The 14,877-nt window shown below is 68.6% G+C and carries 16 protein-coding genes; 5 read left to right on the forward strand and 11 right to left on the reverse strand.

Going from position 1 to position 14,877, the window contains the following annotated elements:
* Window positions 1–14 precede the first annotated feature (14 nt).
* The 4 genes from ACHAA3_RS04255 to ACHAA3_RS04270 form a co-directional block, all read right to left on the reverse strand.
* Window positions 15–833, reverse strand: coding sequence for an Fpg/Nei family DNA glycosylase (locus ACHAA3_RS04255; RefSeq protein ID WP_435707701.1), 819 nt, complete (start codon window positions 831–833; stop codon window positions 15–17).
* Window positions 826–1,284, reverse strand: coding sequence for a ribose-5-phosphate isomerase (locus ACHAA3_RS04260; RefSeq protein ID WP_435707702.1), 459 nt, complete (start codon window positions 1,282–1,284; stop codon window positions 826–828). The genes ACHAA3_RS04255 and ACHAA3_RS04260 overlap by 8 nt, the downstream gene beginning before the upstream one ends.
* A 65-nt stretch (window positions 1,285–1,349) precedes the next feature.
* Window positions 1,350–1,976 carry a mycothiol-dependent nitroreductase Rv2466c family protein gene (locus ACHAA3_RS04265; RefSeq protein ID WP_435707703.1) on the reverse strand — a complete coding sequence of 209 codons (627 nt, stop codon included), beginning with the start codon at window positions 1,974–1,976 and terminating at the stop codon, window positions 1,350–1,352.
* The gene (locus ACHAA3_RS04270; protein WP_435707704.1) at window positions 1,973–3,121 is read right to left on the reverse strand and encodes a glutamate--cysteine ligase; all 1,149 of its coding nucleotides are present in this window, start codon (window positions 3,119–3,121) and stop codon (window positions 1,973–1,975) included. Before ACHAA3_RS04270 ends, ACHAA3_RS04265 begins: the two co-directional genes overlap by 4 nt.
* A 53-nt stretch (window positions 3,122–3,174) precedes the next feature.
* On the opposite strand from ACHAA3_RS04270, the gene ACHAA3_RS04275 reads away from it, so the two are divergent.
* Window positions 3,175–3,876: a class I SAM-dependent methyltransferase gene (locus ACHAA3_RS04275; RefSeq protein ID WP_435707705.1), complete on the forward strand. Its 702-nt coding sequence runs from the start codon at window positions 3,175–3,177 to the stop codon at window positions 3,874–3,876.
* 12 nt (window positions 3,877–3,888) lie between these two features.
* The gene (gene pepN / locus ACHAA3_RS04280) at window positions 3,889–6,420 is read left to right on the forward strand and encodes an aminopeptidase N (RefSeq protein ID WP_435707706.1); all 2,532 of its coding nucleotides are present in this window, start codon (window positions 3,889–3,891) and stop codon (window positions 6,418–6,420) included.
* Here pepN and ACHAA3_RS04285 read toward each other — a convergent pair.
* Window positions 6,417–7,331, reverse strand: coding sequence for an EamA family transporter (locus ACHAA3_RS04285; RefSeq protein WP_435707707.1), 915 nt, complete (start codon window positions 7,329–7,331; stop codon window positions 6,417–6,419). The genes pepN and ACHAA3_RS04285 overlap by 4 nt on opposite strands.
* An 86-nt stretch (window positions 7,332–7,417) precedes the next feature.
* Between ACHAA3_RS04285 and ACHAA3_RS04290 the strand changes: the two genes are divergently transcribed.
* Window positions 7,418–8,269 (forward strand): LysR family transcriptional regulator, encoded by an 852-nt coding sequence (locus ACHAA3_RS04290; RefSeq protein WP_435707708.1) that lies wholly within the window; start codon window positions 7,418–7,420, stop codon window positions 8,267–8,269.
* A 99-nt stretch (window positions 8,270–8,368) separates the two neighbouring features.
* Here the strand turns inward: ACHAA3_RS04290 and ACHAA3_RS04295 are convergent, their stop codons facing one another.
* Window positions 8,369–8,662 (reverse strand): hypothetical protein, encoded by a 294-nt coding sequence (locus ACHAA3_RS04295; protein WP_435707709.1) that lies wholly within the window; start codon window positions 8,660–8,662, stop codon window positions 8,369–8,371.
* A gap of 32 nt (window positions 8,663–8,694) precedes the next feature.
* On the opposite strand from ACHAA3_RS04295, the gene ACHAA3_RS04300 reads away from it, so the two are divergent.
* Together ACHAA3_RS04300 and ACHAA3_RS04305 are read left to right on the forward strand one after the other, a co-directional pair.
* Window positions 8,695–9,600: a mechanosensitive ion channel family protein gene (locus ACHAA3_RS04300; RefSeq protein WP_435707710.1), complete on the forward strand. Its 906-nt coding sequence runs from the start codon at window positions 8,695–8,697 to the stop codon at window positions 9,598–9,600.
* Window positions 9,597–9,992: a globin gene (locus tag ACHAA3_RS04305; RefSeq protein WP_435707711.1), complete on the forward strand. Its 396-nt coding sequence runs from the start codon at window positions 9,597–9,599 to the stop codon at window positions 9,990–9,992. The genes ACHAA3_RS04300 and ACHAA3_RS04305 overlap by 4 nt, the downstream gene beginning before the upstream one ends.
* A 141-nt stretch (window positions 9,993–10,133) precedes the next feature.
* On the opposite strand, the gene ACHAA3_RS04310 is transcribed toward ACHAA3_RS04305, so the two are convergent.
* Genes ACHAA3_RS04310 through ACHAA3_RS04330 form a run of 5 tightly spaced genes read right to left on the reverse strand, consistent with a single transcriptional unit; the run spans window position 10,134 to window position 14,829 of the window.
* Entirely contained in the window at window positions 10,134–10,637 is a 504-nt protein-coding gene (locus ACHAA3_RS04310) for a CoA-binding protein (RefSeq protein ID WP_435707712.1), read from the reverse strand.
* On the reverse strand, window positions 10,634–11,983 hold the full coding sequence (locus ACHAA3_RS04315; RefSeq protein ID WP_435707713.1) for an O-acetylhomoserine aminocarboxypropyltransferase/cysteine synthase family protein: 1,350 nt from the start codon (window positions 11,981–11,983) through the stop codon (window positions 10,634–10,636). The genes ACHAA3_RS04310 and ACHAA3_RS04315 overlap by 4 nt, the downstream gene beginning before the upstream one ends.
* A gap of 1 nt (window position 11,984) precedes the next feature.
* Complete coding sequence (locus ACHAA3_RS04320; protein WP_435707714.1) at window positions 11,985–12,857, reverse strand: ABC transporter permease; 873 nt, start codon at window positions 12,855–12,857, stop codon at window positions 11,985–11,987.
* 14 nt (window positions 12,858–12,871) lie between these two features.
* Window positions 12,872–13,927: an aliphatic sulfonate ABC transporter substrate-binding protein gene (locus ACHAA3_RS04325; RefSeq protein ID WP_435707715.1), complete on the reverse strand. Its 1,056-nt coding sequence runs from the start codon at window positions 13,925–13,927 to the stop codon at window positions 12,872–12,874.
* Between the two features lie 59 nt (window positions 13,928–13,986).
* The gene (locus ACHAA3_RS04330; protein WP_435707716.1) at window positions 13,987–14,829 is read right to left on the reverse strand and encodes an ABC transporter ATP-binding protein; all 843 of its coding nucleotides are present in this window, start codon (window positions 14,827–14,829) and stop codon (window positions 13,987–13,989) included.
* Window positions 14,830–14,877 lie beyond the last annotated feature (48 nt).

Below are 14,877 nucleotides of genomic sequence, written 5' to 3' on the forward strand. Positions count from 1 at the left end.
GTCGACCGATCGCCTCAACGACCGCGCTGGCACGACGGGCACCAGAACAGGTTGCGCCCGGCCAGCGGCCTGGTGCGGATCGTCGTGCCGCACAGGAAGCAGTCCTGACCGTCGCGGCGGTACACGTAGACCTCGCCGCCGTGGTCGTCGGCGCGTGCATCGCGCCCCATCACCTCGGGTTCGTGCTCGGGTCGAACCGTGTCGATGCGCCGCGACTCGACTCCCTCACCCATCAGGGCGACCAGGTCGTCCCACATCGCCTGCCACCGCACCTTGCGCAGGCGCCGGCCCGCGGTCATCGGCGCGACACCATGACGGAACAGCACCTCGGCGCGATACACGTTGCCCACTCCCCCGAGAACCTTCTGATCCATCAGCAACGTGGCGATGGGCGCCGCAGAGGCGTGGATCCGCTGCCACGCACGGTCGGGGTCAGCATCGGGTCGCAAGGGGTCTGGCCCGATGCGCGCCAGCAGCACGTCGACCTCGGGCGGGGTCAGCAGCTCGCACGCCGTGGGCCCACGCAGATCGGCGGTGCGCGGATCACCGGGCTCGGAGGACTCCAGACGCCAGCGCACCTGCCCGACCACGGGGTGGCCCGTACCGGGCCTGATGGCGAAGCTGCCGTACAGACCCAGATGCACGTGGGCGACCACGTCCTCGACGTCAACCAGCAGATGCTTGCCGACCGCGTCGGCGCCACTCAGCAGCCGACCGTCCAGCAGCTCGGCACCGGCGAACCGACCTTGCGGACTGCCCGACCGAATCGCCTGACCACCGAACGCCTCGCGCAGGTCACGCGCCAGGCGGTGGAGGGTGTGCCCCTCAGGCAAACTCGCCGGTCTCCTCGAATCGCAGCAACAGGTCGATGCGACGCTGGTGCCGTTCGGCCTCGCTCCACGGCGTCGTCAAGAACGCCTCGACGATCGCCTCCGCCTCCTCGAGCGTGTGCATGCGGGCACCGATCGACATGATCTGGGCGTTGTTGTGCTGTCGAGCCAGGGACGCGGTCTCGGTGCTCCAGGCCAGGGCGGCACGTGCGCCGGCGACCTTGTTGGCCGCGATCTGCTCACCGTTGCCGGACCCACCGATCACGATGCCCAGGGACGCCGGATCGGCGACCGTCGCCCCAGCGGCCGCGACGCAGAACGGCGGGTAGTCGTCCTCCGGGTCATAGGCGTGGGCCCCGTGGTCGACCGGTTCGTGACCCTGACCGGTCAGCCAGGTGATCAGGTGGGCCTTGAGCTCGAAACCAGCGTGGTCGGCTGCGATGTGGACGCGCATGACGTCAGTCTGACAGCCCACTCACCGCCGCGATCGGCCCACCCGCGGACGCGATCGGCTAGAGTTCAGCTGAAGTCGAGATCACCGGTGCGGGTGCGCTTGAGCTCGAAGAAGTCGGGGTAGCCGGCCAGCAGACGGGCGCCGTCGAACACCTTGCCGGCGTCCTCACCCTTGGGGATGCTGGTCAGCACCGGACCGAAGAACGCGGTGCCGCCGATCGCGATGACCGGGGTACCGACGTCCTCGCCCACTCGGGTGATGCCCTCGTGGTGGGACTTCTTCACAGCCTCGTCGAGGGACTCGTCCTCAGCCGCCGCGGCCAGCTCGGTGGGCAGGCCGATCTCGGCGAGGACGGCTTCGTACAGCTCGGTGGAGAAGTCCTGCTTCTCGTTGTGGTGCTTGGTCCCGATGGAGGTGTAATACTCCCGCAGAGCCTGCTGACCATGCCCGTCCCGGATCGCGACCGCCAGGCGCACAGGACCCCAGCCCTTGGCGATCATCTCCTTGTAGTCCTCGGGAACATCCTTGCCGGAGTTGAGCTCGGACAGGCTCATGATGTGGAACACCGTCTGGACGTCGCGCTGCTGCTCGACCTCGAGCATCCAGCGCGAGGTGATCCAGGCGAACGGGCACAACGGGTCGAACCAGAAGTCGACGGTCTCAGTTCCGGTGGTCTGCTCAGAAGAAGTCATGTGTGGTGCAACAACGGACGTCCCCTGCGCATTTCCTCGACGAGGGACTGGACCACGGTGTCGAGGCGTCCATCGTTGCGCTGCGCCACGGCGGTCTGGCGCTGGTAGGACGCACCATCGCGCATCATGTCGGTGATTCCCGCGAGCTCCGTGGCACACCCGAGCCGCTCGGAGATCGGTTCGAGGACGCCGAGCAGTCGGTGCAGGTCGTCGGTCACGAGTCCTTCGTTCGCCTGCTCGTCGAAGATGAGGATGGCGTCCATGCCGTACCGGGCGGATCGCCACTTGTTCTCCTGCGCGAACCACGGTTGCAGGTCAGGCAGGGTGCGTCCCGCGTCGAGCTCGTCGGAGAAGTGCTCGACGAGGCAGTGGATCAGTGCCGAGACGCTCATGAGCTCGCTCATCGTCGGGATGCCGTCGCAGACCCGCACCTCCAACGTGCCGAACTTGGGGGCGGGTCGCAGGTCCCAGCGGATCTCGTCATAGACGTCGATCACTCCAGTGCGGGTCAGGTCGTCCACATATCCCTCCAGCTCGTTCCAGCTCTGGAAGTGGAAGGGGAGGCCGGCGGTGGGCAGCTGCTGGAACATCAGGGCCCGGTTCGAGGCATATCCGGTGTTCTTGCCACCCCAGAACGGCGATGACGCGCTGAGCGCCTGCAGGTGCCCGTAGTAGGACAGCATCGCGGCGCTGATCGGCAGCACCTTGTCGCGGTCCTCGATGCCCACGTGCACGTGCACGCCGTAGATCAGCATCTGTCGCCCCCACCACTGGGTGCGTTCGATGAGGGTCGCGTAGCGCTCCTGATCGGTCACCTTCTGGTTGTCCCAGCGCGCGAACGGATGCGTGCCGGCGCACATCAGCTCGACCCGCAACGGATCGGTGACGGTGCGAATCTCCTCGATGGCCCGTTCCAGGTCTGCACCGGCCTCGCCGACCGTGCGGCACACCCCCGACACCACCTCGACGGTGTTGAGCAGCAGCTCCTGACGGATGTGCGGGTGGCGTTCGGCGCCGGGCGGGAGCACCGCGTCGAGCACGGTCTGGGCGACCTGACGCAGGTCACCGGAGTCCTGGTCGACCAGCGCGAGCTCCCACTCGATGCCCACGGTGGATCGCTGCGACTGCGCGAAGGGGATCTGCATGCGCCCATCCTCCCTCAGAGCGCGGACCGGGGGCCCGCACCTAGGCTCGAGCCATGCCATCGGATGCACGCCGCGCCTGGAGCGTCGATCACCCCTGGGCCCGGGTGTACGACGCGATCGCCGACCACGACCGGCTCGGCCGGGCCGTGTGGAAGATCGGCCTCGGTGCAGACCTCGGCCTGCTGCACCGCACGACCGCTCGCGAGCTGGCGACGTTGCCACCCGGCGCTGCAGCGCTGGACGTGCCTTGCGGCGGCGGGGTCACCCTGCGCGACGTGCCCACCGACGCCGATCTGCGCTTCGTCGCAGCCGACATCTCCCCCGCCATGTTGCGTCGCACCGCCGACGAGGCCGCCCGCCGCGGCATCGAGATCGAGGCCGTCCTCGAGGACGTCCAGGACCTGACCTTCGGCGACGACACGTTCGACCTCGTGCTCGCCTTCACCAGCCTGCACTGCTTCCCTGACCCCGAGCAGGCCCTGAACGAGCTGACCCGGGTGCTGCGGCCCGGCGGACGCATCGTCGGCAGCACGATGCTGCGCGGCGGGCCACGTCTGGGGAACGGCGGCCTGCGGGGGCGGCTCGGCTGGATCGGCGGATCGGCGATGGGCGTCCTCGGGCCGGGCTGCACGGTCGAGGAGCTGGGCCAGTGGCTGGATCGGTCCTGCACCGACGTGCGCCTCACGGCATCAGGTGGCATCACGTACTTCTCCGCGACGGCCCAGCCCCCATTCCGCCCCCATCCATCACAGTGACAAAGTGAGATCATGCCTGGAACCAACCTCACCCGCGACGAAGCCCAGCAGCGCGCGTCGATCATCGCCACCCACACCTACGACGTCGAGCTCGACCTCACCCTCGATGACCCCGACCGGTTCGGGTCGATCACGACCATCACCTTCTCGGCCTCCGAGGGCTCGGCGACCTTCGCCGACCTCGTGGACGGCCAGATCTCGTCGATCACCCTCAACGGCAAGCCAGTCGACGTGTCGGCCTACGCCGACAGCCGCATCGCGCTGACCGGTCTGGCCGAGTCCAACGAGCTGCGGGTCGAGGCCACCTGCTTGTACTCGCACTCCGGCGAGGGCCTGCACAAGTTCATCGACCCCGCCGACGACCGCGTCTACCTCTACACGCAGTTCGAGGTACCGGACGCCCGCCGCGTGTTCACCACCTTCGAGCAGCCCGACCTCAAGGCCGTCTTCACGTTCCACGTGACGGCGCCATCGGACTGGGCCGTGGTGTCCAACTCCCCCACGCCCGAGCCGGTCGCCGCCCACGACGGTGCCTCCACCTGGCACTTCGAGCCGACCAAGACCATGTCGACCTACATCACGGCCCTGGTCGCGGGTCACTACCACCGCGTCGAGGACGTGTACTCCGGCGAGCGCGGTGAGATCCCGCTGGCCGTCTACTGCCGCCAGTCGCTGGTCGAGCACCTCGACGCCGACGACATCTTCCTCATCACCAAGCAGGGCTTCGCCTGCTTCGAGGGTCTGTTCGAGATGGCCTACCCGTTCGGCGGCACCTACGACCAGCTGTTCGTGCCCGAGTACAACATGGGCGCGATGGAGAACGCCGGATGCGTCACGTACCGCGACGAGATGATCTTCCGCAGCCGCCAGACCCAGGCCGCGTACGAGTCACGCTCCAACACGATCCTGCACGAGATGGCCCACATGTGGTTCGGCGATCTGGTGACCATGAAGTGGTGGGACGATCTGTGGCTCAACGAGTCGTTCGCCGAGTTCGCCGCCGCGTACGCCAACGTGAAGGCGACTCGGTTCACCGAGGCCTGGACGACCTTCACCAACTCGCGCAAGAACTGGGCCTACCGCCAGGACCAGCTGCCGTCGACGCACCCCATCGCGGCCGACAACTTCGACCTGCGCGCGGTCGAGGCGAACTTCGACGGCATCACCTACGCCAAGGGCGCCTCGTCGCTCAAGCAGCTGGTGGCGTGGGTCGGCGAGGACGACTTCTTCGCCGGCCTGCGGTCCTACTTCGACAAGCACGCCTTCGGCAACACCGAGCTGTCGGACCTGCTGACCGAGCTCGAGGCGGCCAGCGGCCGTGAGCTGCGCGAGTGGGCCGCGGAGTGGCTGCAGACGTCCGGCGTCAACACCCTGCGCGCCGAGTTCGAGACCTCCGACGGGGTCGACGGCGAGCAGTTCACGTCATTCCGGGTCGACCAGACGGCCATCGAGGCCCACCCGACCCTGCGTCGCCACCGCATCGCGATCGGCCTGTACGACCGGGTGGACGGCAAGCTCACGCGCACGCACCGGGTCGAGACCGATCTCAGTGGCGCCTCCACCGAGATCGCCGACCTGGTGGGCGTCAAGCGTCCCGACCTGATCCTGCTCAACGACGACGACCTCACCTACGCCAAGATCCGCCTCGACGAGCAGTCGTTCGCGACGCTGATCGAGTCGATCGCGACCTTCGATGAGTCGCTGCCTCGCGCACTGTGCTGGGGATCGGCGTGGGACATGACACGCGACGCCGAGCTCAGCTCGGAGGCGTTCGTGACCCTGGTGCTCGCGGGCGTCGGCACCGAGAACGACCTGACCGCGGTCGCCTCGCTGCTGCGTCAGGCGAACACGGCAATCAACGTCTACACGTCCGCGGCCGATCGCCCGGCCCTGGCCGAGCGCTGGCAAGCCGGCCTGTCCGAGCTGGTCGACGCGGCCGAGGCCGGTAGCGACCACCAGCTCGCGCTGGTGCGCGCACTGGCCGCTGCCTCGTCGACGCCCGACCGGTTGCGCGAGATCCTCGGTGGGGCGCTGCCCGGCCTGACCGTCGACACCGACCTGCGCTGGAGCATCGTCACGGCGCTGGCTCGCATCGGCGACGCAGATGACGCCGAGATCGACGAGACGCTGGCGGCGGACAACACCATCAGCGGTCAGGAGCGAGCCTCCGCGGCCCGCGCGATCCGGCCCACCGCCGAGGCCAAGTCCGAGGCGTGGCGCGTCGTCGTCGACGAGAAGGCCACCCCCAACGAGACGCGCCGCCAGACCGCGTACGCCTTCCAGGTCACCGGCCAGGGCGACCTGCTCGAGTCCTACGTCGACCAGTACCTGACGATGGCCGAGACGATCGTCGAGGACAAGGGGGTGTGGATCGGTCAGGTCGCTCTCGTGGCCCTCTTCCCGTCCGCGAACCCGTCGGCTGACGCCCTGGCCAAGGTCGACGCCTGGCTCAAGACCACCGAGACGGGCCCGGCCGCACGCCGCTACGTGATGGAGGGTCGCGACGACCTCGCCCGCGCACTGCGCGCCCAGCAGGCTATCTAGGGAGTCGGTGCCGGACCAGCGAGCTGCGAGTCGCTGGTCCGGCCTGGGCGAAGCGGCGGACTGCCCGGCACGAGCAGGGCGGTGGCGTTCGCAGTGACGATGAGGGCGATGCCGACCCATTCGATGGGCCCAAGGTGCTCGTCCAGCAGCATCGCGCCGATGAGGGCAGCCAGGACCGGGTTGATGCTCATGAGTATCCCGAACAAATTCGCGGGAATCCTCCGCAGAGCGATCAGGTCCGCCACGAACGGGACGGTCGAAGCCAGGACTCCCGCACCGACCGCGCACAGCAGCGTGAACGCGTCCGGGCGGGTCGTGATGAGCACCCAGGCGCCGACGGGAAGGAAGGCAGCCGCGGAGACCCCTGCGGCGGTGGCGGTGCCCTGCACTCCGGGGATGCGAGAACCGATGGTCCTGTTGAGCAGGATGTACGCGGCCCAGCTGCACGCAGCAACCAGCCCGAGCCCAATTCCCAGGTAGTCGGTCGTGGGTTGCGGTCGGAGGATGGCGACGACGCCTGCGCCTGCGCCGAGGGCGCAGATCGCACTCGTCCTGGTCCGCGAGCTGAGGAGGGCGACCGCCAAGGGCCCACAGAACTCCATCGTCACCGCCACGCCCAGACCTATGCGTTCGATGGCCACGTACAGGCTGACGTTCATGGTCGCGAACACCAACGCCAGGAGCAGGACCGGCCACCACTGCGCCCGGGTCAGGTCGCGGACCCGTGGCCGCACGACCGGGAGCAGGATCATCGCGGCGACGATCTGACGAACGGCCACGACGCCGACCGGTCCGATGACCGGGAATGCGAGCGACCCGCTGGCCGCACCGAGCTGGTTCGAGAGCGTACCTCCCAGGGCGGTCGCGACACCAATGGTTCGGCCGCCACCTGCCTGTCCATCCATCGTCATGACGAAACTGTGCATCCCGATCACGCTGTGCTCACAATGCATGAATGTCCGCACTGATGCGACATGCGCATGGATAGACTGCCGGGATGGATGTGGAACTGCGTCATCTTCGATCCTTGGCCAGCGTCGTCGACGCCGGCACCTTCACCGACGCAGGCATCGAGCTCGGGATCTCCCAGACCGCTGTCTCGCGCCACGTCGCCGCCCTGGAGTCCGTCCTCGACGTGCGGCTCCTCAACCGGACCACCCGCAGCGTCGAGCTCACTCCGGCCGGTGTGCGGGTGCTCCGCCACGTACGTCGCGCCCTGTCGGTCGTCGACGATCTGCGTCAGGAAGCTCGGTCGGGAGCAAGCACGATCACGATCGGGTACGCGTGGTCCGCCCTGGGCCGACACACCCCTGAGTTCCAACGCAGATGGGCAGCAACCCTCCCGCACCACGAGCTGCGCCTGACCCGAACCAACACACCCACCGCAGGACTGCGAGAAGGCATCAGCGACTTGGCGATCCTGCGCCGCGTGCCCGAGAACACGGACCTCGAACTGGTCCTGATCGGGGCCGAGAAGCGCTACTGCGCCATGTCCTCCGACGACCCGCTGGGCACGAGACGCACCGTCACCCTCTCCCAGGTCGCAACAGTTCCACTGGCAATCGATCACCGCACCGGAAGCACCCGGCTCGACCTCTGGCCCGAGCACGACCGTCCGCGCAACACCATCCCCACCCATGACATCGATGACTGGCTCACCCTCATCGGCAGCGGCGCGGCCCGCGGCATCACGGCAGAATCGACGGCGCACCAGTACCGCCGCCGCGGCCTCACCTACCGAGCCGTCCGCGACGCACCTCCCGTGCCGGTCTACGCCGCCTGGTCGAAGACCGACCCGCCCACCATCGCGCAGGACATCATCAATCTCCTCGCGGGCCTCTACCGCTGATCAGGCCATGATCGGTGGTGCCTTGCGCTCCGGGAGCCCATCGCCACACGGAGCGTCCAGGCAGTGGGCTCAGGGGCCGGAAGTACGCCCCGATACCGCTCAGTGCTGGGCGGGCGTGTTGCCCGGCGTGGTGGCGAGCTCCCGGCTGGGGGGCGGCGGAACGTAGTTGTTGCGCGCGGTCAGCAGGCCGAAGAGGGCGACGACGGCGAACAGGGCGAGCGTCCCACCGCCGAAGACGACGAGATTGCCCAGGACGCCGCGACCCTCGGCGGCCGGCCAGTCATCGCCCACCGGCGCATCGGCGAAGGCCGCAGTGGCTCCAGCGATGAAGGTGATCAGGAACGTGGCGGCCAGCGTGGAGGCCCGGCGGACAGTCGTCGAGGCAGTGGTCATGGGTTCATCCTAGTGGCCCGTAGGCTGGAGACATGCGTGCCCTGGACTGGAAGTTGCCCGAAGGCACCGCGTGGGAATGGTTCGTCGCCACCCCCGGTGCGATTGTGCTGATCCTCGCCATCGGTCTGACCCTGCGGTGGTTCGTCCTACGAGCGGTCGATCGTCTGATCGAACGCACGGCGAACGGTAGGGCGCCCGGATCCCTGGGAGCCAGGGCCGGAAATCTGCTGGCTGACATGAACCCCGCCGCAGCGGCCCGCCGTCATCAGCGCGCCAGCACCATGGCGTCACTGCTCAAGAGTGTCTCGACCGGCGTCATCATGACGGTCGTCGTGGTGATGGTGCTGTCCAAGGTCGGCATCGACATCGCACCGATCATCGCCAGCGCCGGCATCATCGGGGTGGCTCTCGGCTTCGGCGCACAGAACCTGGTGAAGGACTTCCTGTCAGGCATCTTCATGATCCTCGAGGACCAGTACGGCGTCGGCGACGTGATCGACACCGGTGAGGCCATCGGCACCGTCGAGGCCGTCAGCCTGCGCGTCACGCGGTTGCGGGCCGTCGACGGAACGGTCTGGTACGTGCGCAACGGCGAGATCCTGCGCATCGGCAACCAGAGCCAGAACTGGTCGCGCAGCGTGCTGGACATCACCGTCAGCTACGACTCGGACCTCGCTCACGTGCAGGCGGTCCTCGCCGACGAGGCCATGCAGCTGGCGGCGGAGGACGAGTTCGTCTCCCTGATCCTCGAGCCGCCGTCGGTGTGGGGCGTGCAGGACTTCGCCAACGACGGGGCCGTCATCCGTCTGGTGCTCAAGACCGCTCCCCTGCAGCAGTGGTTGGTCGGTCGGGCGATGCGTCAGCGCATCAAGGCCCGTTTCGACGCCGAGGGCATCGAGATCCCCCGCACCTTCATGTCACCGATGGGGACCGAATGAGCGGCGACACCAGCACGGCCGCGAGCTTCTACGACCAGATCGGTGGCCACGACACGATCGAGCTGATCGTGCGGGTCTTCTACGAGGGTGTCGCCGACGACGACGTGCTGCGACCGCTGTACCCCGAGGCCGATCTCGGGCCGGCGGAGGAGCGGTTCCGGATGTTCCTCGAGCAGTACTGGGGCGGTCCGACCACCTACTCCCAGCAGCGCGGACATCCACGCCTGCGCATGCGCCACGCCCCGTTCGCGGTGACCATGCTCGCCCGCGACCGCTGGCTCCTGCACTTCCGCGCCGGCCTCGACGCGGCCAACCTGTCGCCGGAGCACGACGCGCAGTTCTGGGCCTACGTGGAGCACGCGGCGACGTTCATGGTCAACACCGCGTCCTGAGCGAAGCGAAGCGGTGTTGGGCCATGAACCATCCAGCGCAGCATGGTCGGCTCGGCGCCCTGAGCGAAGCGAAGCCGAGTCGTCGCGACCGAGCGTCCGGGCGAACCCGATGAGGTCGGCCCCTGAACTGAACCGAACGAACTAGCGCTGAGCGACCCCAGAGTCGCGTCGTGAGCTGATCACGCCGGTGTTGAATCCGGCGAGGTGCAGGCCGCCGTCGAAGCGGGCGTGCTCGATCTTGACGCACCGGTCCATGACGACCTCGAGACCGGCTGCCTCCGCGTCGCGGGCGACGTCCTCGTGCCAGGAGCCGAGCTGCAGCCAGATGGTCTTGGCGCCCACGGCGATCGCCTCGTCAAGGACGCCGGGGAGGTCGTCGTGGCGACGGAAGACGTCGACGATGTCGGGCGTCTCGGGCAGGGAGGCCAGGTCGGGGTAGACCGGTTGCCCGAGGATCTCGGTGGCGCGCGGGTTCACGAAGTAGATCCGATAGTCCGAGCTGGACAGCAGGTAGGTCGAGACGAAGTAGCTGGCGCGGGCCGCGTTGGTCGAGGCGCCGACGATGGCGATCGACTTCGAGCGGCGCAGGATCGCGAGGCGATCGGTGGCGCTGGGGCCCTCCCACGTGCGTGTGGTTGCAGTCATCGGCTCACTCCCGTGGCGGCTGTCAGTGCTTGGTCCAGGTCCCAGAGGATGTCCTCGAGGTCCTCGATGCCCACCGAGATGCGGATCAGGTCCTCGGCGACCCCGGCGGCGACCAGCTGCTCGTCGGAGAGCTGCTGGTGGGTGGTGGATCCGGGGTGGATCACCAGCGTACGGGCGTCACCGACATTGGCCAGGTGACTGGCGAGCTGGACCGACTCGATGAAGCGCTCTCCCACCTGCCGACCGCTGAGGTCGTCGGTCGCCCCGACCCCGAACGCGAACACGGCGCCGGGGCCGAGCGGGTAGTACTGCGCGGCGCGCTCGTGGTGCGGGTGGTCGGGAAGACCGGCGTAGGTCACGTAGTCGATCCGCGGATCGGCCTGGAGCCACTCGGCCACGGCCTGGGCGTTCGCGACGTGCGCATCCATGCGCTGGGCGAGCGTCTCGACGCCCTGCAGCAGCTGGAAGGCCGCCGTGGCCGAGAGGGTGGGGCCGATGTCGCGCAACTGCTCGGTGCGCAGCTTGGTCAGGAATCCGTACTCGCCGAAGTTCTCCCACCAGGAGACGCCGCCGTACGACGGCACCGGCTCGGTCATCTGCGGGAAGCGGCCACTGCCCCAGTCGAAACGGCCCGACTCCACGACGATGCCGCCCAGTGTCGTGCCGTGCCCGCCGATGAACTTGGTCAACGAGTGCAGCACGATGTCGGCGCCGTGCTCGAGGGGACGGATGAGGTAGGGCGTGGCCAGGGTCGCGTCGATCACCAGCGGCAACCCGTGGCGGTGAGCGACCTCGGCCAGGGCCGCGATGTCGGTGATCTCGCCGCTCGGATTGGCGATCACCTCGGCGTAGACCGCCTTGGTCGCGTCGGTGATCGCGGCCTCGTAGTCGGCCGGGTCGGTGCCGGTGACGAAGGTCGTCTCGACGCCGAAGCGCCGCAGCGTCACGTCGAGCTGGGTGACGGTGCCGCCGTACAGGGAGGACGCCGCCACGATGTGATCGCCCGCGCCGGCCAGGGCCGCGAAGGTGATGAACTCCGCCGACATCCCCGACGCGGTGGCGACTCCACCGATACCGCCCTCGAGCGAGGCGATGCGCTCCTCGAGGGCCGCGACCGTCGGGTTGCCGATGCGCGAGTAGATGTTGCCGTACTTCTGCAGCGCGAACAGGTTGGCCGCGTCCGCGGTGTCGTTGAACACGAAGCTGGTGGTCTGGTAGATCGGCACCGCACGGGCGCCGGTGGTGGGGTCGGGCACTCCGCCGGCGTGCAGGGCACGGGTGCGGAATCCGAAGGTGTGCTCCGCGGCGGGCTCGGGCGTCACCGGGTTCGGATCTGCGTCGCTCATGTCAGCTCCACCTGTTCAGGAATCGTTTTTCGGCCACGCCGATCAGCGTATCGGTGATCTTGCCGAGCAGCGCGAGCAGCACGATGGCCAGCAGCACGCGATCGACCCGGCCGTTGTTCTGCGAGTCGGTGAGCAGGAATCCCAGTCCCAACGCGGCCCCGGCGAGCTCTGCGGCCACCAGGAACAGCCAGGCTTGGGCCATCGCGAGGCGCAACCCGGAGATCACCGAGGGCAGCACGGCCGGCAGCTGCACCGTGCGGAACAGGGCCATCTTGTGCAACCCGAAGGCACGGCCTGCCTCGACCAGCTGCGGGTCGACGTGGCGCAGGGCCGCAGACACGGTCGTGTAGACGGGGAAGAACGCCCCGATGGCCACCAGGGTCACCTTGGAGTCCTCGCCGAGCTTGAGCCAGATCAGCAGCAGCGGGATCCAGGCGAGCGACGGCACGGCACGGATCGCCCCGACGGTGGGGCTCAGCAGCACCGAGGAGATCCGCGACAGTCCCACGAGCGAGCCCAGGGCCAGACCGAGGGCCGCACCGGCAGCGAACCCGAGCAGCACGCGCTGGGTCGAGATCGCCACGTGCATCCACAGCTCGCCGCGATTGGCCAGCTCGACGGCCGCCTCCCAGACCGTGCCGGGCGGCGGCAGCTGGTAGTCGGCGACGAGGCCCGTGGTGCTGGCCAGCTGCCAGGCGACCAGCAGCACCACCGGAACGACGGCTCCGAGGAGAGCCACCACCCAGCCCCGACCCAGCAGGCCACCCGGGCGCGACCGGTTGCTCGGGCCGCGGTCGGTCCGGTCCTGGTCCGGCGGTCCGGCAGGATCGTTCGAGGACTGCACGACCGGGGGCTGGGTGCTGGTGCTGCTCATGGGTGCTCCTGCGATCAGTCGCTGATGCGAGTGGCGTCGACGTCGTCGATGAACTCGGTGTCGAACAAGGTGTCCAGGGCCTCGTCGACCTGGGACTGGTCGCTCACGTCACCGATCTCGACGAAAATCGGTCCGACGACCTCGAGCACGTCGGCCTGCGCGGCGCCGGGCGCCGGGTCGAGGTCGAGCACGGTGCGCTCCAGCAGGACCTTGCTGGCCAGCTCGGGGTCGATGCCCGCGGCCTCGGCCAGGATCTCGACCGTCTCCTCGGGGTTCTCCTGCGCCCAGGCGCGCGCCTTCTCGTAGGCGTCAGCGACGAGCTGAGCGAGGTCGGGGCTGTCGGCGATGAAGTCCTCGGTGGCGTTGAGGAAGCCGTAGGTGTTGAAGTCGATGTTGCGGTAGAACAGCTTCGATCCGTTGTTGACCTCGCTGTCGGCCATCAGGGGGTCGAGGCCCGACCACGCGTCGACGCTGCCGTTCTCCAGTGCTGTCTTGCCGTCGGCGTGCTGCAGGTTCTGGACCTTGACGTCGTCGAGGCCGAGATCGGCGGTGGCGAGGGCCTGCAGGAGGAAGAAGTACGGGTCGGTGCCCTTGGTCGCAGCGATCGACTTGCCGTCCAGGTCCGCGACCTCGGTGATGTCCGAGTCCTCCGCGGCGACCAGCGCGGACCAGTCCGGCTGCGAGTACAGCAGCACGGTCTTGATCGGCGAACCGTTGGCGCGGGCCAGCAGCGCGGCCGAGCCTGCGGTCGAGCCGACGTCGATGGCGCCGGCGCGCAGCGCCTCGTTGGCCTTGTTCGATCCGGCCGACTGGGTCCACGTGACCTCGACGTCGTCGCCGAGCTCGGCCTCCAGCCAGCCCTGCTCCTTGATGATCAGCGACAGCGGGTTGTAGGTCGCGAAGTCCATGTCGAGCTCGCCGGAGCTCCACTCGCTGCCCTCGGGCGCATCGGCGCCGGACGCTGAGTCCTCGCCGGCGACGCAGCCCGACAACAGGGCCAGGGCGGCCAGCGGGGCAACGAGGGCAACGGCTCCCGATCGGAGGCGATGAGGGATGTGGCGTGTGGTCATGGTGGTGTCCGTTCGTGTGGGGGTGGGCTGCAGTGCACCTCGGCGCGCGCAGTGGAGATTCAGTGGTGGGAAGGAACGCCCAGGCCTTCGAGCAGATCGGCGCGCAGGCTCGCCAGGGCCACGTCGGCGCGGTCGCGCGGGCGCTGTCCGGGCACGGTGATCAGGGACTGCACCTGCGATCCGCGGCCGGGCTCATTGCCTCCGCCGATGAGAGCCACGCGATCGGCGAGGTAGAGCGCCTCCTCGACGTCGTGCGTCACGAGGACGACCGTGGTGGGCTCGGCCGCGTGGATCTGCAGCAGCAGATCCTGCATGCGCAGCCGCGTGAGAGCGTCCAGTGCACCGAAGGGTTCGTCGAGCAGAAGGACCGATGGATTGCGTGCCAGGGCGCGGGCCAGAGAGACCCGTTGGGCCATGCCGCCGGAGAGCTCGCGGGGGCGCCGGTCGGCGGCCTCTGACAGTCCGACCAGCTCGAGCAGCTCATCGACCCGCGCCGTGCCGGCTGCGCGGGCCGTTCCTCGGGGCAGACCGAGTCGCACGTTCTCCCGCGCGCTGCGCCACGGCAGCAGTCGGGGTGCCTGGAAGGCCATGGCGCATCGCTCGTCGACACCACGCACCGTGTGCTCGCCGATGAGGATCTGTCCGGTGTCGACCCGATCCAGACCGCAGATCTCGCGCAGCAGGGTGGACTTTCCGCAGCCTGACGTGCCGATCAGGGCCACGATCTCGCTGGCCTCGATCGACAGCTCGACGTCGCGCAGCACGTGGTGCGGCCCGCTGGGACCGTCGAACGATCGCGAGACCCCGCGCAGCTGAACCGGCTCGGGATGGGCGCGCCGCACCGCGTCGGCGGGCCGGGTGGACTGTCCTCCGTCGGCGGAGGGCTCTCGCGTGAAGATCACCCCACGACGCTAACCAGAATCTTGACCCGCGAGACCTTTGTCCATCAT

Origin of the sequence: Aeromicrobium sp. CF3.5 (assembly GCF_051262695.1) — a bacterium.
Classification (GTDB): Bacteria; Actinomycetota; Actinomycetes; order Propionibacteriales; family Nocardioidaceae; genus Aeromicrobium.